Raw genomic sequence first — 19,785 nt, 5'->3', positions numbered from 1 at the left:
TCACGATGACACTGACACCACCGGAGGACAGCCCGCTCGTCCTCACGCCTCCCGAGCCCGTCGCCCCCGTCAAGCGGGAGCAGGCATCCGGCCTCGTACCGCTCCAGGACGGGGTGCGCGACGAGATGGCCCGCCGGGCCGGGGAGTACGTCGGCTCGCTGGCCGGCATCGACAGCCGCTCCCCCGAGTTCGCGAGCCGGATCGGCGAGATCGCCGGCCTCGGCTCCGCCGACATCCGCAGCGCCGCCCAGCAGTCCAACCGGATGCTGGAACGCGCCGTACGCTCCCTGGGCGCGGACGGCGGCGGCGACGCCCAGGGCCGCGTGGCGAACTCCCTGGTCGAACTGCGACGCACCGTCGTGGACCTGGATCCGAGCGACTCCCCCGCCAAGGGGTTCGGCAAGCTCCTCTCGAAGCTCCCGGGCGGGAACCGGTTCCGCGACCACGTGGCCAAGTACGCCTCCTCCCAGGCGACCCTCAACCGGATCGTCGGCGCCCTGCGCGGCGGCCAGGACGAGCTGCGCCGCGACAACGCCGCCCTGCACACCGAGCGGGCCCGGCTGTGGGAGACGATGGGCAAGCTCCAGGAGTACGCGGTGCTCACCGAGGCCCTGGACGCCGCCGTCGAGCAGCGGATCTCCGGCCAGAGCGACCCCGGGCAGGCCGACGCGCTCCGCGTGGACGTGCTGTTCCCCGTCCGGCAGAAGCACCAGGACCTGCTGACCCAACTGGCCGTCTGCGCCCAGGGATACCTGGCGATGGACGTGGTCCGGCGCAACAACGACGAGCTGATCAAGGGCGTCGAGCGGGCCGCGACCACCACGGTGTCCGCGCTGCGGATCGCCGTGATGCTGGCCTCGGCGCTCGACAACCAGAAGAAGGTGGCCGAGCAGATCAACACCCTGCGCGACACCACCGAAGACCTCATCCGGGGCAACGCCGAGATGCTGTCCACGCAGAGCGGGGAGATCCAGCGGATCGCCGCCGACCCGGCGGTGGGAGCCGAAACCCTGCGGACCGCCTTCGCGCAGATCTACAAGACCCTCGACGCCATCGACACCTTCAAGGTGCAGGCGACGGAGAACATGGCGGCCACCGTGGAGTCCCTGACCGGCGAGCTCCAGACGGCCTCGGCCTACCTGGCACGCACCCGCACCGCGGGCGCCTTGGAAGGAGGCGGGCGATGAGCGTCCGCGGCGCCGTGATGCGCAGAAGGCTCGCCGCCGCCGTGGCGCTGGCCGCGGCCCTAATCGGGGCGAGCGCGTGCACGTCCGAAAGCGGCTCCGGCGGCTCCGGGCAGCCGAAGCAGACCGTGTACCAGGAAGGCAAGCTGCGGGTCCTGGCCTCCAGCGAGCTCTCCGACATGGACGAGGTGCTGAAGGCGGCCAAGAGCGCCACCGGGGTGAGCGTGGAGCTGACCATGTCGGGCACCCTGGACGCGGTCGAGCAGATCGCCACGGGCAAGGCGGACGGGAAGTACGACGCCGTCTGGCTCTCCTCCAACGACTACCTGCGGCTGCGGCCGGAGGCGGCGGGCAAGCTGTCGAGCGAGACCCCGGTGATGTCCTCGCCGGTCGCCATCGGCGTGAAGCCGCAGGCGCTGACCCGGCTCGGCTGGAAGCCCGAGGAGGTCACCTGGTCGGCGGTCCACGAGGCCGTGGCCGCCGGGAAGCTGACGTACGGCATGACCGACCCGGTGCGCTCCAACTCCGGTTTTTCCGCGCTGATCTCGGTCGCCTCGGGGCTGTCGGGCGCGCAGGCGGCCCTGACCGACGCGGACGTGGCGAAGGCGCAGCCGAAGCTGAAGGAGTTCTTCACCGGGCAGAAGCTGACTTCCGGTTCCTCGGGCTGGCTGGCGACGGCGTACGAGAAGCGCGGGGACGTGGACGCGCTGGTGAACTACGAGTCGGTGCTGCTGTCCATGAACCGGGACGCGAAGACGAACCTGACGGTGATCCGGCCGGTCGACGGGGTGGTCACCGCCCACTACCCGCTGACCCTGCTGACCTCGGCCCCGGCCGGGGCCCGCGAGTCGGGCCGGGCGCTGACCGAGTACCTCAGCGGCGCCGCGGCCCAGAAGGCGATCACCGAGAAGACCTTCCGCCGGCCCGTCGCGGCCGGCGTGACACCGGCGGCCGGACTGAACTCGGACAAGCGGCGCGAGCTCCCCTTCCCCGGCACCCGGTCGGTGGCGGACGGCCTGCTGGCCTCCTACGAGAACGAGCTGCGCCGGCCCTCGCGCACGGTGTACGTGCTGGACACCTCGGGCTCGATGGGCGACGACAACCGCATCGGGCGCCTGAAGACCGCGCTCACCGACCTGACGGGTACGGGCACTTCGGGTACCGGGCAGCGGTTCCGGGACCGCGAGGAGGTGACGCTCCTGCCGTTCGGCGACAAGGTGAAGAAGGTACTGACGCACGTGGTGGAACCGGGCAATCCGGGACCGGCCCTGGACGCGATCCGGGGTGACGTGAAGTCGCTGCAGCCGAACGGGGGCACGGCCATCTACAGCAGTCTGGAGGCGGCGTACCAGCACCTCGGCGAGGGCAACGCGGACGCGTTCACCTCGATCGTGCTGATGACGGACGGCGAGAACACGGCGGGCGCCGGGGCCAAGCACTTCGACACCTTCTACGCGGGGCTGCCGGAGGCCCAGAAGCACACGCCGGTCTTCGCGGTGCTCTTCGGGGACTCGGACCGCAAGGAGCTCGGCCACATCACCGAACTGACCGGCGGACGGCTCTTCGACGCCACCGACGGCAACGGTTCGCTGGACGGAGCCTTCGAGGAGATCCGTGGCTACCAATAGAGCCCTCGGTAGGGCTTTTCTCCACTACCTCGAATCGAAGAAGAACCTGACGGGCAGCGCCTGCGGGCTCCTCGGCCTGGGCCTGACCCTGACCGGGGTGGCGGGCACGTACTGGCCCGTGGTGGTCGCCGGGCTGTACGCGGCGGGCGCGCTCATCGCCCCGCCGGACCTGCCCGAGCCCCCCAGACCCCCGGAACCCGCCGAGGAACTGGGCTTCGTACGGGAGGACTTCGCGCGGCTGCGGGAGTACGTGGCCGAGGTGGACCTGCCGGCGGAGCCCGCCGGGGTGCTGGCCGCGCTGCTGGAGCTCTACGCGGCGATGCTGGAGCCGGGCTGGGTGGCCGGCGTACTGGCCACCGATCCGGAGGCGGTGCACGCACTGACGCGGGCGATCCGCACGGACGTGCCCGAGTGCGTGGACACCTACAACCGGACCCGCTGGTGGACCCGGCTCACGCCGGGCGGCGAATCGCCGGAGCGCCACCTGGAGCGGCAGCTGTCGCTGCTGCGCGAGGAAGCGGAACGCCAGACGGCGGACCTCCGTGAAACGGAGGCCCGCCGTCAGCAGACGCACACGACCTATTTGGAAGGTCGCAGGGAATCCTAGGTCGGGGAATCCCGCGTCAGCCCGCGGCCGGGGACAGCCGGCTGCGGGAGTTCATGTGTGCCGGGCTCAGCCCAGGCGCTCGACGAGCGCCTCGTACTGGTCCCACAGCTCCTTGGGCGTGTGGTCGCCGTAGGTGTTCAGGTGCGCCGGGACCAGCGAGGCCTCGTCGCGCCAGACCTCCTTGTCGACCGTGAGCAGGAACTCCAGGTCGGAGGCCGGCAGGTCCAGGCCGTCGGTGTCCAGGGAGGCCACGGTCGGCAGGATGCCGATCGGGGTCTCGACGCCCTCGGCGGTGCCTTCGAGGCGCTCGACGATCCACTTCAGGACGCGGCTGTTCTCGCCGAAGCCCGGCCACACGAACTTGCCCGCGTCGTTCTTGCGGAACCAGTTCACGTAGTAGATCTTCGGAAGCTTGGACTGGTCCTTGCCCTTGGCGACGTCGACCCAGTGGCCCATGTAGTCGCCCATGTTGTAGCCGCAGAACGGCAGCATGGCGAAGGGGTCGCGGCGCAGCTCGCCGACCTTGCCCTCGGCGGCGGCGGTCTTCTCCGAGGCGATGTTCGAGCCGATGAAGACGCCGTGGTTCCAGTCGAAGGACTCGGTGACCAGCGGCACCGCGGAGGCGCGGCGGCCGCCGAAGAGGATCGCGGAGATCGGGACGCCCTTGGGGTCCTCCCACTCGGGGGCGATCGTCGGGCACTGCGAGGCCGGGACGGCGAAGCGGGCGTTGGGGTGGGCCGCCGGGGTCTCAGACTCCGGGGTCCAGGCGTTGCCCTTCCAGTCGATCAGGTGGGCGGGCGCCTCTTCGGTCATGCCCTCCCACCAGACGTCGGAGCCGTCGGGGGTGAGCGCGACGTTGGTGAAGACGGTGTTGGCGTACATCGTCTTCATGGCGTTGGCGTTGGTGTGCGCGCCGGTGCCGGGCGCGACGCCGAAGAAGCCGGCCTCGGGGTTGATCGCGTAGAGGCGACCGTCCTCGCCGAAGCGCATCCAGGCGATGTCGTCACCGATGGTCTCGACCGTCCAGCCGGGGATGGTCGGCTCCAGCATGGCCAGGTTGGTCTTGCCACAGGCGGACGGGAACGCGGCGGCGACGTACTTGGCTTCGCCCTCGCCCTGCGGCGGGGTGAGCTTGAGGATCAGCATGTGCTCGGCGAGCCAGCCCTCGTCGCGGGCCATGACGGACGCGATGCGCAGCGCGTAGCACTTCTTGCCGAGGAGGGCGTTGCCGCCGTAGCCCGATCCGTAGGACCAGATCTCGCGGGTCTCCGGGAAGTGCGAGATGTACTTGGTGGTGTTGCAGGGCCACGGCACGTCGGCCTGGCCCTCGGCGAGCGGGGCGCCGAGGGTGTGGACGGCCTTGACGAAGAAACCGTCGGTGCCGAGCTCGTCGAGGACGGCCTGGCCCATGCGGGTCATGGTGCGCATGGCGACGGCGACGTAGGCGGAGTCGGTGATCTCGACGCCGATGGCGGAGAGCTCCGAGCCCAGGGGGCCCATGCAGAAGGGCACGACGTACATCGTGCGGCCCTTCATGGAGCCGCGGAAGATGCCGCCCTCTTCGCCCTTGCCGGCGAAGAGCTCCTTCATCTCGGCCGGGGCCTTCCAGTGGTTGGTCGGGCCCGCGTCCTCCTCCTTCTCGGAGCAGATGAAGGTCCGGTCCTCGACGCGCGCGACGTCGGAGGGGTCGGAGGCGGCGTAGTACGAGTTCGGGCGCTTGGCCGGGTCCAGCTTCTTGAAGGTGCCCTGGGAGACGAGCTCGTCGCACAGGGCCTCGTACTCGGCCTCGGACCCGTCACACCAGACGATGCGGTCCGGCTGGGTGAGGGCTGCGATGTCGCCGACCCAGGAGACGAGCTCCTGGTGCTTGGTCGGGACGTCGGAAGTAGTGGTGGGAGCCGCGATGTCGCGCGCCACGATCGCTCCTTGTTGAGGGGTTTGTTTGGTGTTGCCCCGTGGGGGCTGCGACCCGGACGCTTCGCGCATCGCTCATCCGGTGCCGACCGCACTCATCTGATCATCCGGTGGATGTGCGCATATGTCCAGGGGGCCTCTCACGTGAGCATTGCCACTCCGGTCAATCTTCCGTAAAGCGCACTAACGGAAACCTACGCAACCGTAGGTAGCATGGTCGGCATGACTTCTGACGCCGCTGCCGTGGCCGCTCCGACGGTAGAACCCGCCGATCAGGAGGCCAAGCCGCTCATGCGCGGCTGGCTGCACACCGGCATGTTCCCCGCCGTGGTGATCGCCGGTCTCGTCCTGATGGCCTTCACCGACTCGACCCGGGCCCGGGTGGCGTGCGGGGTGTACATCCTCACCGCGTGCCTGCTCTTCGGAGTCAGCGCCGTGTACCACCGCGGTACGTGGGGCCCGCGCGGCGAAGCCATCCTGCGGCGGCTCGACCACGCCAACATCTTCCTGATCATCGCGGGCACCTACACACCACTGACCGTGCTGCTCCTGCCGGACTCCTCCGGGCGGACCCTGCTGTGGGCCGTCTGGATCGCGGCCGCGGCCGGCATCGCCTTCCGCGTCTTCTGGGTCGGCGCCCCGCGCTGGCTGTACACGCCCTGCTACATCGCCATGGGCTGGGCGGCGGTCTTCTTCCTCCCCGAGTTCATGCGCACCGGCGGCATCGCTGTCCTGGTCCTGGTGATCGTCGGCGGCCTCCTCTACAGCGTCGGCGGAGTCATCTACGGCATGAAGCGCCCGGACCCCTCCCCGCGCTTCTTCGGCTTCCACGAGGTCTTCCACTCCCTGACCCTGGCCGCCTTCGTGGCGCACTACGTCGGCATCTCGATCGCCGCCTACCAGCACTAGCCGTACCCACCGCTAGCGCCCGGAGACGTTCGTCGCGGCGGTGTCCGTGTTGTTTCCGGGGCTCGGGTCGAAGGTGGTGGATGCGGCCTTCGCCGTCGCCCCGACCGGGCCCGGGCGGGTGGCCCGCACCGTGACGCGGAAGGTGCGGTGCTCTCCGACGGCCAGTGAACCGGTGTTCCAGGTCAGCTGGTCCGGGGTGGAACGCCGGGGCTCCGGCGAGGCGTTCACGGTGTGCGCCGACGCGGGCTTGGCCAGCGTCACGACCACACCCTTCGCCGGGGACAGGCCGTGGTTGGTGACCTTCACGGTGTAGGTGTACGCATCGCCGGTGCGTGCCGTGGCCGGCGCGGACACCGAGACCGCCAGGTCGGCCGCCGGATCCCCGACCTTCACGCGCCCGACCTTGTTGCCGATGAACTCCGTGAACCACATGTTGCCGTCCGGACCGGCGGCGATGCGGAAGGGCGTCTTCCCCGGGTTGGGGTGGGGCAGCGGGCGCTCGGTGACGGCGCCGCCGGTCGTGATCCGCCCGATCCGGTCGGTGTTGGAATCGGCGAACCACAGGTTTCCGTCCGGCCCCGCGGCGATGCCCATCGGCCCGCCCTCGGGATCGGCCAGCGGGTATTCGGTGATGCCACCGCTCCGCGTGATCTTCCCGATGCGGCCGCGCCAGAGTTCGGTGAACCACAGGTTTCCGTCGGGACCGGCGGTGATGCTGTCGGGACCGCTGTCCGCGTCGGGCAGCGGGAATTCGGTGACCTTGCCGGTCGGCGTGATCCGTCCGATCCGGTTGGCGGCCTGCTCCGTGAACCACACGTTGCCGTCGGGACCGGTCGCGACGCGATAGGCGATGCTGTCGCCTTGGGGCAGCTCGAACTCGGTGATCGCGCCGGCCGTGGTGATCCGGCCGATGCGGTTGGCGCCCAGCTCCGCGAACCAGAGACTGCCGTCCGGGCCGCCGGTGATGCCGAACGGGAGGCTGTCCGGGTGGGGCAGCGGGAAATCGCTGACGACGCCGGCCGTCGTGATCCGCCCGATCCGGTTGGAGCCCGGCTGGGTGAACCACAGGTTGTCGTCGGACCCCGTGACGATCTCGTCCGGGAAGCCTCCGGTGGGCACCGGGAACTCGGTGATGGCCCCGCCCCGTGTGATCCGCGCGACCTTGTCGGCAGCGTTCTCGGTGAACCACACGTTGCCGTCGGGCCCGGAGGTGACGCCCACCGGGAAGCTCCCGTCCGGGAAGCCCGCCTTCGCAGGAACGTCGAATTCGGTGATGTCACCGACGCCGGCGTGAGCCTGCCCCGCGAGGGAGGGCAGGCTGAGCAGACTGCCCGCGAGCAGCACGGCCAGGCGCCGGCTCCGGGTGACACGCGCGCGTCGCGGGGTCGGCAGGGCTGTCTCGCGCATGGTCGCGGAACCTTTCGTCCGGGCAAGGGGCCGCGACTCAGCGTAGGAGGAGCGTCACACCGCGGTGCGGGGCGACGGGCGGTCAAACGGGTGCACTTGACAGCAGGGCAGCGAAGGGCCCCGCAGAGTGCCGGAACACGGCAGTGCGACGGGCCCGGCCCACCTGTCAGAGTGGCCGCATGGGGTGGAGTTTCAAGCTGCACGGCGCACTGGCGGGCTTGCTGAGCGCGATCGCGGCCCTCGTGGGGGCGCTCACGTTCCTGCCGGGCGGGCCGGTCCTGCCGGGCTCGTGGCGAGTGCCCTTCGTGGCCGGGTTCCCGCTCCTCATCGCCGCCACCCTACGGATCATGCTGACCCGGACGGACCGCAGCACACGGTGGCTCGCCTTCCGGTGCCTGCCGACCGCCGCGCAGGCGGCCCTCGCCGCACTGGCCCTCGGGGGCGCCGTACTGACCGGCCTGAGCGGCGACCACTTCCAGAATCCGCGCATCGTGGAAGGCCGTTACTACGTCTTCGACACCAGCCACCATGCGCGCAGCAGGCTCGAGGTGTCCCGAGGCGCGTACGAGGCCGCCGCCGCCAATGAGGAGCGCACCTTCTTCGGCGTATCGGCGGTCCTGCTGGCCGCAGCGGCGGGCCTCGCCCTCGCCGCAGGGGAACTGCGGCGGAGCGAGGCCCTCACCCGTCAGCAGGCGTAGCCGTCGCCGTCCGGGTCGAGGCGCAACGGGTCGCTGCCGTTGACCTTCAGGCGGGGCGGGAACTTGTGCGAGGCCAGCCAGTCGCAGCGGGCCTTGGTGGTCCCCTTCACCTCCGTCGGGAAGCGGGTCGGCACGCAGACGTTGACCGTCCCGTAGTGGCGGTCGCAGCCGGCCACGCTCGGGGCCACCGGGGCGGAGTCCCGCTGGGCCGGGTTGGCCTTCGGGGCCGCCTGTGGGGCGTCCGCGAAATCGTGCACGTGAGCCGTCGGGGCCACCACCGCCGCCGCGACCGAGGGCGCGCCGCCGAGGTGGACCCAGGTGGCGACCGACGGGATGCCGTTCGCGTCGACCCCGAAGAGCATGTACCAGCCGGGCGGCGCCAGGTTGGGGTTGGTGGTGACGTTCAGGTCGATCGTCGTCCCGTTGACCACCGACATCGGCAGGTCCACGAACCGCTGGTTGGGGTCCGAGGAGTGGGTGACGGCGGCCGGACGGATCAGCTCCGCCTTGGCGATCGGCCGGTCGACGGTGATCCGCTGCGTGTCCCCGTACACCCAGTCCGTGTCGATGACGGAAGTGAGCTTGGGGCGGGCGCCCTTGAAGAGGTACGGGGGCGTGTAGATCGACACGTTGTTGTTGTAGGTGCCGTTGCCCGGGTTGTCGCCGACCGTCATGACCCGCCCGTCGGGCAGCAGGAACCCGCCGGAGTGGTACGTACGCGGGATCGGGTCGGCGGGCAGCCCGGCCTGGTAGGTGTTGGTCACCGGGTCGAAGAACGAGGCCTCGTAGACCGGGTCGGCGCGGTCGTGCAGCCCGCCGCCGGTCTCCAGCACCTTGCCGTCCGGCAGCAGCACGGCCGCCGGGTACATCTTGCCCTCGGCCCCGGTCTGCGGCCGCTTGCCCGCGCCCACGTCGACCAGGCCCTGGGGGATGTCCGGGCCGGCCGTGTACACCGGGTTCGCCGCCTTGAGGTCGATCAGGTCGGTGAGCCGGTTCGCCGCCGGGTTGGTCTCGTTGTTGCCGCCGCCGATGGTCAGGACGCGCTGGTCCTGTGCCGGGGGCAGCAGCACGCTCGCCGACTCGTCGCGCTGGTCCTTGTTGCGAAGGCCGGGCACGTCCGTGATGGTGTTCGCGTTGTAGTCGTAGATGGACGCGCCGCTGCCCTGGGTGCCGTTGCCGAAGGTGTGGCTGCCCGTGTAGAAGAGCCTGCCGTCCTGCATGAGGACCATGGAGGGGTAGAGGCCCCAGTAGGACCAGGTCTGGTTGACCTCGTTCATCGGCAGCCACTTGTTCTGCGCCGCCGAGAACTTCTCCGCGGTCACATTGCCCGTGGAGTCCTCCTTCAGACCGCCGAAGGTGATCACGTCGCCGTTGCCGAGAACGGTCGCGGACGGATACCAGTGCCCGCCGTTGAGGTCGTTGGTCCTGGTGTACTTCTCGGTCGCCGGGTCGAAGACGTAGGAGTCCTTGAGGCCCTGGTAGCCGATCTTGCCGTCGGCGGACGGATAGCCCTTGTTGCCGCTCATCACCAGCACCCGGCCGTCGGACAGCTGCACGTGGCCCGAGCAGAACATGTCCGAGGGCGTCGGGATCGTCTTGAACGAGCCGTTCGCCGGATCGTAGACGGCGGAGGTGAAGGTGCCCGCGTTGAACTGGGCGATGTCGTTGCCCGAACCGGCGATCAGCAGGACCTTGCCGTTCTTGAGCACCACCGCGTGCATCGAGCGCACCGGGTTCTTCGCGGGGATCACCTCCCACGAGCCCTTCGCGCACTGGTCCGTCGTCCCCGTGCAGCCGGGCTGCGGCGGGGTGGCGCCGACCTCCTCCACCGCGTAGTCGTCGCTGGTCAGCGCGCCGACCCCGTAGACGGACAGCCCCCAGGTGATCTTGTCGGTGCCGGGCGGCACGGCGGGCGTACGGACCTGCGTGCGCGCCCAGGCGGCGCTGACCGGCGGGTTGGCCAGGTCGGTCCAGTACTGCCAGCCCGCCGTGGCGTCGTGCCGGAACACCGTCACCGACACGTCCGGGGTGTTGGACTTGTACCAGGCCGACAGGTCGTACTGCTTGCCCGGAGTGACGGTGGGCGCGCAGGCCGCGTTCTCGGTGACCATCGCCTTGCGGTCGCCGTTCACCCGGCGGGTCAGGGCCACCTTCATCGCCTTGGTGCCGGAGTGCGCGTCCGCGACGGTGGTGAAGCTGAAGTCGTTGTCGCCCCAGCCGGACCTCTCCCAGCAGGAGGGCATGTCGGCGCCGGGAGCGCCGGCGGTCTCGAAACCTGGGTTGGTGAGCAGGTTGGGCGGCCCGGCCGAGGCCTGCTGCGGTGCGGTCAGCAGCAGGCCCGCGGTCATGGCCCCTACGGCCAGCAGGGCGGCCCGCCGCCCTGCCCTGCGCCGGATCTTCCATCGCATGAGCGTCGATTCCCTTCGGTGCGGCTCGACTCCTGGGGACTGGACTTCCGGGACCGGGATTCCGGGGTTCGGCTCCCGCGCGGTCAACTCCCGGACGTACGGCCTGCCTTGCGCGGGAGGTAGACGAGTGCTTCGGTCGCCGCGAACCGCAGGACGAAGGTGGTGACCAGCGCGAGCGCCGTCGCGGTCAGCACGCCGAAGCCCAGCTTCGCGACGAACAGGGCGATCAGCGGGATCCGCAGCAGTAGATCCGCGTTGGCCAGCAGGGTGAACCGGCCGATCCGGTCCGCCCAGTGGCGGTGACGGCGGCGGTCGCGGAACAGCAGGGTCTCGATGAGGAGGAAGTTCCACATCACCCCGGCCTGGTTGGCCGCCACCTCGGCGAGCAGGTAGTTCATGCCCGTGTGCGTGAGCAGCCACAGCGCGGCCAGGTTCGGGACGAAGCCGGAGAGCCCGATGAGGCCGAAGCCGATCATGCGGGCGAGCGGGGTCGCGGAGCGCAGCGCCGCCAGGTGGGTCAGGAAGCGCAGCCCCTCGCGGGCGGTGGACTTGGACTCCCCGGAGTAGCGGTCCTGGAAGACGAACGGGACTTCGGCCACGCGCGCGGGCCGGCAGCGAACGGCCAGCTCCAGCAGGATCTTGTAGCCCAGCGGCTTCAGCGCCCCGCTCTCGCCGCTGATGGCGGTCCGGCGCATCGCGAAGAAGCCGCTCATCGGGTCGCTGATCCCGCGCAGGGCGCGCGGGAAGAGCCCCTTGGTCAGCCAGGTCGCGCCGCGCGAGACGGCGATCCGGTAGCTCCCGGCGAGCCCGGCCCGGCTGCCGCCCGCGATGTAGCGGGAGGCCACGACCAGGTCGGCGCCGGTGCGCGTGCCTTCGCCGACGAGTTCGGGGACCAGGTGGGGCGGGTGCTGGAGGTCGGCGTCCATGACGACGATCCAGTCGGTGTCCGCCCGCTTGATCCCCTCCACGACGGCTCCGCCGAGTCCGCCCTCGGGGCTCTCCCGGTGCAGGACCGACACCGGGAAGGCGCATTCGAGGGCGGCCTTCTCGACCACCGCCGGGGTGTCGTCGGTGGAGTCGTCGACGAACAGCACCTCGCAGGGCAGGTGGGCGGGGAGGGCCGCCGCCAGCCGGCTCAGCAACTCCACTATGTTTCCCGCCTCGTTGAAGGTCGGGATGATGAGGGTGACACTGCCCTGGGCGGGCAGCTCCATGGGCTCCGGCACGGCCGGAGCATCGAGCTCCGGAGCGACCGGGGCATGCGGGGTCCACAGGTCTTCGGTCATGCCGGATCAGCTCCCGTTGGCGACGCGGTCCGTGCGACGGATCTCGATGCGGTCCTCGCCCTCGCCGAAGACGGCCACCGGAGTCGAATGCTCCAGCGCGGCCTTCACGTTGGGTAGCGTCACCGCGTCCCGGCGGACGGTGGGCGAGGAGACCACGTAGTCGATGTCCTGCCAGCCGTTCGGCAGGGTCTTGGTGACGGCGGGGTCGAGGTCCGCCTTGTAGAACCAGATCGCGCCGAGCCCCGGCTCGTAGCCGTGGTGCACCGCGTCCAGCCACAGCGCGTCGTCGACCAGCACCCTGGTCCGCGCGGGGTCGCGCACCTCGTGCCCGAGCCAGGCCGCGGCCTGCCGGTACGGGGCGTTCGCGTCCGCGGTGAGCGCCGTGCGGTTGCCGTCGTACCAGCGCGGCAGGACGTAGACGGCGGCCGAGGCGGCGAGGATCCCGACCAGCGCCCAGCGCCCGTAGGTGAGCGCACGCCGCTCCCCCGCCCCGCGGCGGCGGCGCAGCACGGCGTGCGTGATGCTGGCCGCGCCCCCGGCGAGGACCAGCGCCAGGAAGGGCAGCGCCTGGATCACGTACATCGCCGGGAGGTAGCCGGAGGGCCGCATCGCGACGAGGGCGAGGATGACGGCGGCCAGCGCCGGGCCGGCGAGCGCCCGGGCGGTGACGGACCACCGGGTGGTGGCCAGCAGCAGGACCGCGCCGGCCAGTCCGCCCAGCGGCAGCACGGTGTCGTAGTACAGCCAGGACCGGAAGACGCCGTGCGAGCCGGAACCGGAGTCGAGGATGAAACCGGAGCCGGGCCGGCCCATCTGGTAGGTGATGCCGTCGAGCAGGGAGACGTGCCCGGAGCCGGGCAGCAGCTCGCCGTTGAGGAGTGCGTAGAGCGGGTACGTCACGCCGATGAGCACGCAGGCGGTGACGGCCCCGGTGACGGCGAACTTGCGGGTGTCGCGGTGGCTGTGGCGCCACATCGTCACCAGCAGCGCCGGGAGCACCACCAGCATCGTCTCCTTGGTCAGGACGGCGGTGGCGGCCGCCAGTCCCGACCCGAAGTGGTGCCAGAGGTGGCGGCTGGGGGACGCGGCGAGGCAGAAGGCCAGCAGCATCCACATGACGGCGATGTTGTCGAGGAAGATCTCCCGCTGGAGCACGACGGAGAGCGGGGAGAGCCCGAAGAGCCCCATGGCGAGCCCGGCCGCCCAGCGCGGCAGCCAGAGCCGGCGCGCGAGTACGTACATCAGGACGGAGCTGGCGCCGGACACGGCGAGCATCGAGAACCGCATGGGCGCGACGGTCATCGCGTCGGGCACGAAGAGGGACGGCAGGTAGGTCAGGCCCGCGATCTGGATCCAGCCGAGGGGCGGATGGTCGTACCAGTAGGTGTAGTGGGCCAGTCCCTGGCCCTGCTGGACGGCCCACGCCTGGGCGAGGTAGGTGCCCTCGTCGTCGCTGAGGGTCGGGAAGTTGGTGATGTTCCAGCCCTGTACGAGGACGATCGCGAGCAGCAGCGTCCCGCAGAGGATCAGGTCGGGGCGCGAGGTGCGGAAGCGCACCGGCCCGCGGAGCGGGGCCTTGACGGTGGAGGCGGACGCGATGTCGCCGGCGCCGGTGCGCTGGACGGGGATCCGGACCCGGGTCGAAGCCTGGGTCGAGCCCGGGGCCAGGGTGGTGGTCGGGCCGGTGGTCGGGTCGGTGGCGGCCGGCTGGGGCTCCGGATCAGTGGCCGTGGGCACGGTGGTGGTCACTGGTTACTGTCCTCTCGGCTCGTGGCGGTCGCGGGAACGGCGGTGGCAGTGGCGGTGGCGGAACCGGCGGCGACGGCGGCCAGGGCAGGCGCGGCGGCCCCGGCGGGCGCCCCCGTCAGATGGGCCCCCGTGTGGCTCGTGAGCTCCCACTCGTTGCGGCCGCGCTGCTCGCGCCAGACCGCACGGATCGCGGCGCCGGCCAGCATCACCTGGTAGAACGGGCCGCCGATCACGAGCTTGACGTAGTGCACGAAGCGCACCCGCAGCCCGTACTGGCGGCCGAAGTCGTGGAGGCCGACGATCTCGAAGACGAAGGTCACCATCGCGGTGATCATCGGCAGGAAGGTGACGATCGCGATGCCCACCGGCACGTCGAGGAAGAGCGCGATCGCGAAGTTCAGCGGGATCACAACCCCGGAGGTGGCCTGCAGGAACGGGGTCATCAGGGTGTACCGGGCCAGCCAGCGCTGGCCGCGGCCGGGCAGCTGCTGCCAGTCCTTCTTCCGGTAGACCTGGAGGAAGCCCTGGTTCCAGCGGGTGCGCTGCTTGAGCAGGCTCACCAGCGAGCCCGGGGTCTCCTCGCGGGTGACCATGTCGCTGTCGTAGGCGACGACCACCTTCTTGCCGACCGAGGAGAGCCGTACGCCCAGGTCGCAGTCCTCGGCCAGGCAGTTCGGGTCCCAGCCGTCGGCCTCGCGCAGCACCTCGGTGCGCACGAAGACGGTGTTGCCGCCCAGCGGGATGAACCCCTTCTCGGCGTGCAGGTGCAGCCGGGAACGGAACCAGAAGAAGTACTCCAGGCAGTTGCGCAGGCTGTACCAGCTGGAGTGGAAGTTGATGAGCTGCACCCCGCCCTGGACCACGTCGGCCCCGGTGGAACGGAAGGCGTGGTCCACGTGGGAGAGCAGCTCGGGGTGGACCTGGTCCTCGGCGTCGAAGACCCCGACGATGTCCCCGCGGCAGTGCGGGAGGGCGGTATTGAGCGCCTTGGGCTTGTTCTTGACCTCGTGGTGGTCGGTGATGACCCGTACGAGGCCGGGTGCGCGGGCCGCGGCCCGTTCGGCGACGGCGGCGGTCTCCGGGTCGTCGTGGCCGACGATCACGATGATCTCGTAGTCGCGGTGGCTCGATTCAAGCAGCCGGTCGATGGTGTGCTCCAGGACCGCCTGCTCGTGCCGGGCGGGCAGCAGCAGCGAGAACGCCAGCCGGCCGCCGCCGTCCGGGCGGTCGAAGCGCGTCGAGGCGAGCGTCTCCGGCGTGCGCCACGCGTGCATCTGCCACCAGAGCGTGAATGCGGCCATCCAGAAGAGCGCAAGCGAAACGGCAGATATGAACACGGATGTGAACAAACTGTCCCCCACAGACATGCCGCAACCCCAAGCGGCGATCGTCAAACCCCCCGGGGGCGGTGACGCACGACAGGCTCCCCGGCCCGCCGCACACTCCTCCCCCGCTTCCCCCTGCTCCCCTGCTTCCCCCTGCGCGCACCCCCCGGTGCGCGCCGTCGGTGCCAACGGCGTCGGCGGCGCCGACACCGTCGGCGCTGCCGAGAGTGACTGATCAGTGACTCCCGAAGTCACGAGACTAGGCACCAAAGATGAAATCAGGACGCCGCTCGGATAAAAACCACGTTTCCGAACTGGCCTTCAGGCAAACGGAATTGACGCTACTCCGGCCGTTTCACGGATGAACCGCACCCAACTGTTCCGCCAGCTCGACCGGGTCTGTCGTAGGCCGCGCGCAGACGAAATGTCGACACACATACGCCGTGGGGAGGTCGCGCACCAGCGCGCGCTCGGCCAGAAGGGGGAACTCGCCACCACTGCCGTCCGCCGCCCACGGCAGACCACACGCCACCACCGCCCCGGGAGCCGTCCCCAGCAACGCGATCCGGTGCAGTTCCGCCCGCGCCGGATCCTCCGGGTGGCCGACGACCGCCACCTCGCGCGGACCGTCGACGAGCGCTTCGGCCACCGCCAGGCCGTGCCCGATGAACCGCGGGGCCCGCGGCCCGAGCGCGTGCACCACGGCCAGCGCCCGCTCCGCCGCCGTGCGGTGGGGCTCCGAGCCGGTGTGCGCGGCGTACGAGAGCAGGGCGCCGGCAGCGGCCGTCCAGCCGGACGGGGCCGCCGTGTCGGTCGGGTCCTGCGGCCTGCGGATCAGCTGCTCGGCATCGTGCGCCGTGTCGTACAACGACCCGTCCTCGGCGGCGAAACGGGCCAGGACCAGATCCACGAGGAACCCGGCGAACTCCAGCCAGACCCCTTCCCCGGTGACGGCCGCCAGGGTGAGGAACCCCTCCGCGACGTCCCCGTAGTCCTCCAGCACACCGGCGTTGGGCCCCACCTTCCCGTCCCGGCTGGTGCGCGCGAGCCGGGCCCGCCCGTCCATGTGCACCCGTACGAGGAGGTCCGCGGCCTCGGTGGCCCGCTCGACGAGGTCGGGCCGGCCGAAGAAGGCCCCGCATTCGGCGAGGGCGGCGATGGCCAGCCCGTTCCAGGCGGCGACGATCTTGTCGTCCCGGCCGGGCGCGGGGCGCTGCGCGCGGGCGGCCAGCAGCCGCTCCTTGATGCCCTCCAGCCGCTCCGGCTCGACGTCCGGCCCCTGAGCGGGCAGTTGCAGCACGGAGGCCCCGTGCTCGAAGGTCCCCTCCTGCGTCACCCCGAAGCAGGCGGCGGCCAGCTCCCCGTCCTCCTCACCCAGCACCTCCCGCAGCTGGGCGGGGGTCCAGGCGTAGTAGGCCCCCTCGACGTGCTTGCCGGTCTCCGGGTCCTCACTGTCGGCGTCCAGCGCAGAGGCGAACCCGCCCTCGTGGGTGCGCAGTTCACGGACCATGAAGTCGGCCGTCCCGATGGCCACGCGGCGCGCGAGCTCGTCTCCGGTAGACCGCCAAAGATGCGCGTACACCCGGCACAGCAGCGCGTTGTCGTACAGCATCTTCTCGAAATGCGGCACGACCCACTCCCGGTCCACGGAGTACCGCGCGAACCCGCCCCCGAGCTGGTCGTAGATCCCGCCCCGCGCCATGGCCTCACAGGTGTCGGCGGCCATCTGCAAAGCGCCCTCGGACCCGGTGCGGGCGTGATGCCGCAGCAGGAACTCCAGCACCATGGACGGCGGGAACTTCGGCGCCCCGCCGAATCCGCCGCGCGCGGCGTCGTACTCCCGCGTCAGCCCGAGCAGCGCCTGCGCGAGCTCCCCGGGCCCGGGGGTGCCGGCCTTCCCGTAGTCCAACTGCCGCCCCGCGAGGTCCCGTACGATCCGCTGCGCGACCTCGGCCACCTCCTCGGGCCGCCCGACCCACGCGGCGCGCACGCCTTCGAGCACCTGCATGAAGGAGGGCATCCCGTGCTTGGGCTCGGGCGGGAAGTAGGTACCGAAGTAGAAGGGCTCGGCGTCGGGTGTCAGAAACACCGTCATCGGCCACCCACCCTGCCCGGTGGCGGCCTGCACGGCCTCCATGTAGACGGCGTCGATGTCGGGACGCTCTTCGCGGTCCACCTTGACGTTGACGAAGTGCTCGTTCATGTACGCGGCGATGACTTTATCTTCGAAGCTTTCGAAACTAAAAACATGGCACCAATGACACGAGGAGTAACCGACGCTGAGCAGCACGGGCACGCCGCGTTCACGCGCCTCCGCAAAAGCCTCCGGGGACCAGGGCCACCAGTCGACGGGGTTGTCGGCATGCTGGAGCAGGTAGGGGGAGGTCTCATTCGCAAGGCGATTCGGCATACCTCCCATCCTGCCGCACCGCCCCGCACACCTCTCATGACGGGGCCATCAGGCCGCCGGTTCGGCGGCCCCTATACGATCAGCCCACTTCCATACCGGCACCACGCGGGAATGGCCCCAAGTGCCACACCCCTTCTTTCCCGGCTTGATCACGAGGTGAGTGAAGACCGAGGCGATCACCTTCCGCTTCTCCTCGAACCCCATCTCACCCGACTGCCACCGCCGGCGCATCGACTCCGGCAACCGGAGCCGACCTCTCCGTCCCGGGGGAAGAGGAGCCTCTCGACGGCCTCCTCCACAAGGGGACCGCTGATGGCGCAGCGGCCGCAACCACGGCCCGAGGCGCAGATGTAGTTGTACGGGCTCTTGCGGCTGCGTGCGCTCTTGCTGCCGCCCATGAGCTGATCGCATTCACTGCAGCGCAGAAGCCCGGTGGCGAGGTACTTCGGACCGGCCTTACGGTCGGTCAATCGTGGACTCAGAGGCCCCCTGTGCATGTACAGGCTGCCTGCCGAGAACGTCGAGCAGAGCGCCGCCCAACGCTCCGGCGTGACGATGGCCTGCCATGCCCCGATCAGCGGCTTCTCCGTATCCGGGTCGATCAGCAGCTCCCCCCTGTTGGCGCGGAAGCCGCACACCCTTGGAGCCGTGATGATCTGGGTGACCGTCTGCGGGTTCGGACGGCCCCCACGCGTGCCTGTGATGCCCAGCGCATCCCACTCTCGCGCCACCTGCCCCATTGAGCCGTCGGCGATGCGATGCTCGATCGCCTTGCGGACGAGTTCCGCCTCGACCGGATGCAAGGTCTGCCGGTCCTCCTGCCACCCGAAAGGCCTCGGCCCGCTGTGCGGCAGTCCGTCCATGGCCCGTGACCAGTGCCAGTCCTGGACTCGACGACTGCGCATCTTCCCCTCGGCGACGGCCCCCTGGAGGGATTCGGCACCGCGCAGAAGGCCGGCCCTGCTGTACGGGTCCCGCAGGCCGTCCCGGTCGACGTACACCCGCCCCGGCGCCGACGTCAGCGCTGCCATGAAGCGGATGAGATCCTCCGGCCTGCGGTAGAGCCGGTCGTCCGCGACGGCGACGACGCCGCGCAGGGGACCGGCCGTGAAGGCGTGGCCCCGGTGCAGGTCGGCCAGCAGGTGGTCGAAGCCCGGGCGTTCCCTGTCGTCCTTGGTCGCGTTGCGCGCGTTGTCCGTGTAGGTGGCGACCACGACGCAGCCGTGTTCGCGGGCGGTGCGTTCGTTGATGCGGTGCTGGTGGCGTACACCCCGCGCGTCTCCCTCTGGTGTGTCCTGTGAGGTGCGTGCGTACGAGGCGACCGGGATGAGGTCCTCCTCGGCGGTGTTCGCTATGTGGTGCATAACCCGTTCCTCTTTCGAGAGTTCGTCCGATGTTCCGCATAACGGACGAACGGGGGAACGGGTTACGTGTGCCGCAGGAGCGGGGCCAGGTCGTGGGTCCAGGTGTCGCGGGTGCGGGTCCAGGTGGTGGTGCAGGTGGTGCGGGACGGGGTTGCCAGGTCCTTGTGGCGGGTGGGGAACGCGCCGTAGACCGCGCAGCGGTGGGATTCCGCGCGGGCCGCGGCCGGGGCGTGTTCGTCCGTGGGGTCGGGGGTGGGGTCGGCGGCGGCCTCCCGTTCGTAGATCCGGGCCGCCGTCAGGAGGGTCCGGTCGCCCTCGGGGTCGCGGAGCAGCAGTACCACCTGGGCGAAGCGGTCGGCGGCGTCCTCCTCGGCGCGATCCCCCTGGTCCGGGAGGTCCAGCGCGTCGATCAGGGCGTGGCCCGCCTCGTGGTGGATCGTCTCCCGGACGGCCTCGGCGAGGTCCTCGTCGCGGGCGGTCGCGGCACGCTGCTCGGCCAGGTCGTCGTAGCAGAGCTCGATGCGGTGGGTGTCGGGGTCGTAGCCGGTACCCTCGCCCCGGCAGGATTTGGCGACGACGGTGACCAGGTACGGGAGGTCGACGTAGTCGTTGAGGTCGGCGAGGGTGAACTCGGTGATCGCCCAGTTCCGCAGGAAACGGGCGTTGTCCTTGTCGGCCGCCACCGGCTTCTCGTAGTGGAGCCAGAATCCCTTTTCGGGCACCGGTTCCTGCTGCAGGAGTTTGCATCCGGTCACCGCCAGAAGCAGCGCGGTTGCCGTCGCGCACAGTCCCCGAGTCCTCCAGTTTCTGCTCACCGAGCCACCATATGCGACCGATTGCACGCCAACTCCCTCTGAACTAGCTCAGATTCCCTCGCGCTCGCGCCCGTCCCGGCG

At 70.5% G+C, this 19,785-nt stretch carries 14 protein-coding genes; 5 read left to right on the top strand and 9 right to left on the bottom strand.

Features of this window, described 5'->3' with window-relative positions:
* The first annotated feature begins 5 nt into the window (after positions 1 to 5).
* From AC3IYJ_RS24765 to AC3IYJ_RS24755, 3 genes are read left to right on the top strand one after another with little or no spacing between them, the layout of a single operon-like run.
* Positions 6 to 1,187 carry a toxic anion resistance protein gene (locus tag AC3IYJ_RS24765; RefSeq protein ID WP_489396944.1) on the top strand — a complete coding sequence of 394 codons (1,182 nt, stop codon included), beginning with the start codon at positions 6 to 8 and terminating at the stop codon, positions 1,185 to 1,187.
* Positions 1,184 to 2,812 carry a substrate-binding and vWA domain-containing protein gene (locus AC3IYJ_RS24760; RefSeq protein ID WP_489396943.1) on the top strand — a complete coding sequence of 543 codons (1,629 nt, stop codon included), beginning with the start codon at positions 1,184 to 1,186 and terminating at the stop codon, positions 2,810 to 2,812. Before AC3IYJ_RS24765 ends, AC3IYJ_RS24760 begins: the two co-directional genes overlap by 4 nt.
* Positions 2,799 to 3,419, top strand: coding sequence for a hypothetical protein (locus AC3IYJ_RS24755; protein WP_489396942.1), 621 nt, complete (start codon positions 2,799 to 2,801; stop codon positions 3,417 to 3,419). Before AC3IYJ_RS24760 ends, AC3IYJ_RS24755 begins: the two co-directional genes overlap by 14 nt.
* A 66-nt stretch (positions 3,420 to 3,485) precedes the next feature.
* Here AC3IYJ_RS24755 and AC3IYJ_RS24750 read toward each other — a convergent pair whose 3' ends face one another.
* On the bottom strand, positions 3,486 to 5,336 hold the full coding sequence (locus AC3IYJ_RS24750; protein ID WP_489396941.1) for a phosphoenolpyruvate carboxykinase (GTP): 1,851 nt from the start codon (positions 5,334 to 5,336) through the stop codon (positions 3,486 to 3,488).
* Between the two features lie 219 nt (positions 5,337 to 5,555).
* Between AC3IYJ_RS24750 and trhA the strand changes: the two genes are divergently transcribed.
* Positions 5,556 to 6,242 carry a PAQR family membrane homeostasis protein TrhA gene (trhA, locus tag AC3IYJ_RS24745; protein WP_489396940.1) on the top strand — a complete coding sequence of 229 codons (687 nt, stop codon included), beginning with the start codon at positions 5,556 to 5,558 and terminating at the stop codon, positions 6,240 to 6,242.
* A gap of 12 nt (positions 6,243 to 6,254) precedes the next feature.
* Here the strand turns inward: trhA and AC3IYJ_RS24740 are convergent, their stop codons facing one another.
* The gene (locus AC3IYJ_RS24740) at positions 6,255 to 7,649 is read right to left on the bottom strand and encodes a virginiamycin B lyase family protein (RefSeq protein ID WP_489396939.1); all 1,395 of its coding nucleotides are present in this window, start codon (positions 7,647 to 7,649) and stop codon (positions 6,255 to 6,257) included.
* A 179-nt stretch (positions 7,650 to 7,828) separates the two neighbouring features.
* Between AC3IYJ_RS24740 and AC3IYJ_RS24735 the strand changes: the two genes are divergently transcribed.
* Positions 7,829 to 8,347: a hypothetical protein gene (locus tag AC3IYJ_RS24735; RefSeq protein WP_489396938.1), complete on the top strand. Its 519-nt coding sequence runs from the start codon at positions 7,829 to 7,831 to the stop codon at positions 8,345 to 8,347.
* On the opposite strand, the gene AC3IYJ_RS24730 is transcribed toward AC3IYJ_RS24735, so the two are convergent.
* The 7 genes from AC3IYJ_RS24730 to AC3IYJ_RS24700 form a co-directional block, all read right to left on the bottom strand.
* Positions 8,335 to 10,755, bottom strand: coding sequence for a galactose oxidase family protein (locus tag AC3IYJ_RS24730; protein WP_489396937.1), 2,421 nt, complete (start codon positions 10,753 to 10,755; stop codon positions 8,335 to 8,337). The genes AC3IYJ_RS24735 and AC3IYJ_RS24730 overlap by 13 nt on opposite strands.
* An 83-nt stretch (positions 10,756 to 10,838) precedes the next feature.
* Positions 10,839 to 12,041, bottom strand: coding sequence for a glycosyltransferase (locus AC3IYJ_RS24725; protein WP_489396936.1), 1,203 nt, complete (start codon positions 12,039 to 12,041; stop codon positions 10,839 to 10,841).
* Between the two features lie 6 nt (positions 12,042 to 12,047).
* Entirely contained in the window at positions 12,048 to 13,709 is a 1,662-nt protein-coding gene (locus AC3IYJ_RS24720; RefSeq protein WP_489402913.1) for an ArnT family glycosyltransferase, read from the bottom strand.
* A 77-nt stretch (positions 13,710 to 13,786) separates the two neighbouring features.
* The gene (locus AC3IYJ_RS24715; protein WP_489396935.1) at positions 13,787 to 15,139 is read right to left on the bottom strand and encodes a glycosyltransferase; all 1,353 of its coding nucleotides are present in this window, start codon (positions 15,137 to 15,139) and stop codon (positions 13,787 to 13,789) included.
* A 331-nt stretch (positions 15,140 to 15,470) separates the two neighbouring features.
* Positions 15,471 to 17,525, bottom strand: coding sequence for a thioredoxin domain-containing protein (locus AC3IYJ_RS24710; protein WP_489396934.1), 2,055 nt, complete (start codon positions 17,523 to 17,525; stop codon positions 15,471 to 15,473).
* A 176-nt stretch (positions 17,526 to 17,701) separates the two neighbouring features.
* Positions 17,702 to 18,889: a recombinase family protein gene (locus tag AC3IYJ_RS24705; protein ID WP_489396933.1), complete on the bottom strand. Its 1,188-nt coding sequence runs from the start codon at positions 18,887 to 18,889 to the stop codon at positions 17,702 to 17,704.
* A gap of 62 nt (positions 18,890 to 18,951) precedes the next feature.
* Positions 18,952 to 19,611 (bottom strand): DUF4344 domain-containing metallopeptidase, encoded by a 660-nt coding sequence (locus AC3IYJ_RS24700; RefSeq protein WP_489396932.1) that lies wholly within the window; start codon positions 19,609 to 19,611, stop codon positions 18,952 to 18,954.
* Positions 19,612 to 19,785 lie beyond the last annotated feature (174 nt).

The sequence above is a fragment of the Streptomyces sp. GL_140 genome, assembly GCF_057834465.1.
This window is presented reverse-complemented; position numbering and strand designations above follow the sequence as displayed.

Excerpts from the sequence above, each read along its gene's own strand:
- AC3IYJ_RS24765 (WP_489396944.1), top strand. The coding sequence starts at position 6 with ATGACACTGACACCACCGGAGGACAGCCCGCTCGTCCTCACGCCTCCC.
- AC3IYJ_RS24760 (WP_489396943.1), top strand. The coding sequence starts at position 1,184 with ATGAGCGTCCGCGGCGCCGTGATGCGCAGAAGGCTCGCCGCCGCCGTG.
- trhA (WP_489396940.1), top strand. The coding sequence starts at position 5,556 with ATGACTTCTGACGCCGCTGCCGTGGCCGCTCCGACGGTAGAACCCGCC.
- AC3IYJ_RS24740 (WP_489396939.1), bottom strand. The coding sequence starts at position 7,649 with ATGCGCGAGACAGCCCTGCCGACCCCGCGACGCGCGCGTGTCACCCGG.
- AC3IYJ_RS24735 (WP_489396938.1), top strand. The coding sequence starts at position 7,829 with ATGGGGTGGAGTTTCAAGCTGCACGGCGCACTGGCGGGCTTGCTGAGC.
- AC3IYJ_RS24730 (WP_489396937.1), bottom strand. The coding sequence starts at position 10,755 with ATGCGATGGAAGATCCGGCGCAGGGCAGGGCGGCGGGCCGCCCTGCTG.
- AC3IYJ_RS24725 (WP_489396936.1), bottom strand. The coding sequence starts at position 12,041 with ATGACCGAAGACCTGTGGACCCCGCATGCCCCGGTCGCTCCGGAGCTC.
- AC3IYJ_RS24710 (WP_489396934.1), bottom strand. The coding sequence starts at position 17,525 with ATGCCGAATCGCCTTGCGAATGAGACCTCCCCCTACCTGCTCCAGCAT.
- AC3IYJ_RS24705 (WP_489396933.1), bottom strand. The coding sequence starts at position 18,889 with ATGCACCACATAGCGAACACCGCCGAGGAGGACCTCATCCCGGTCGCC.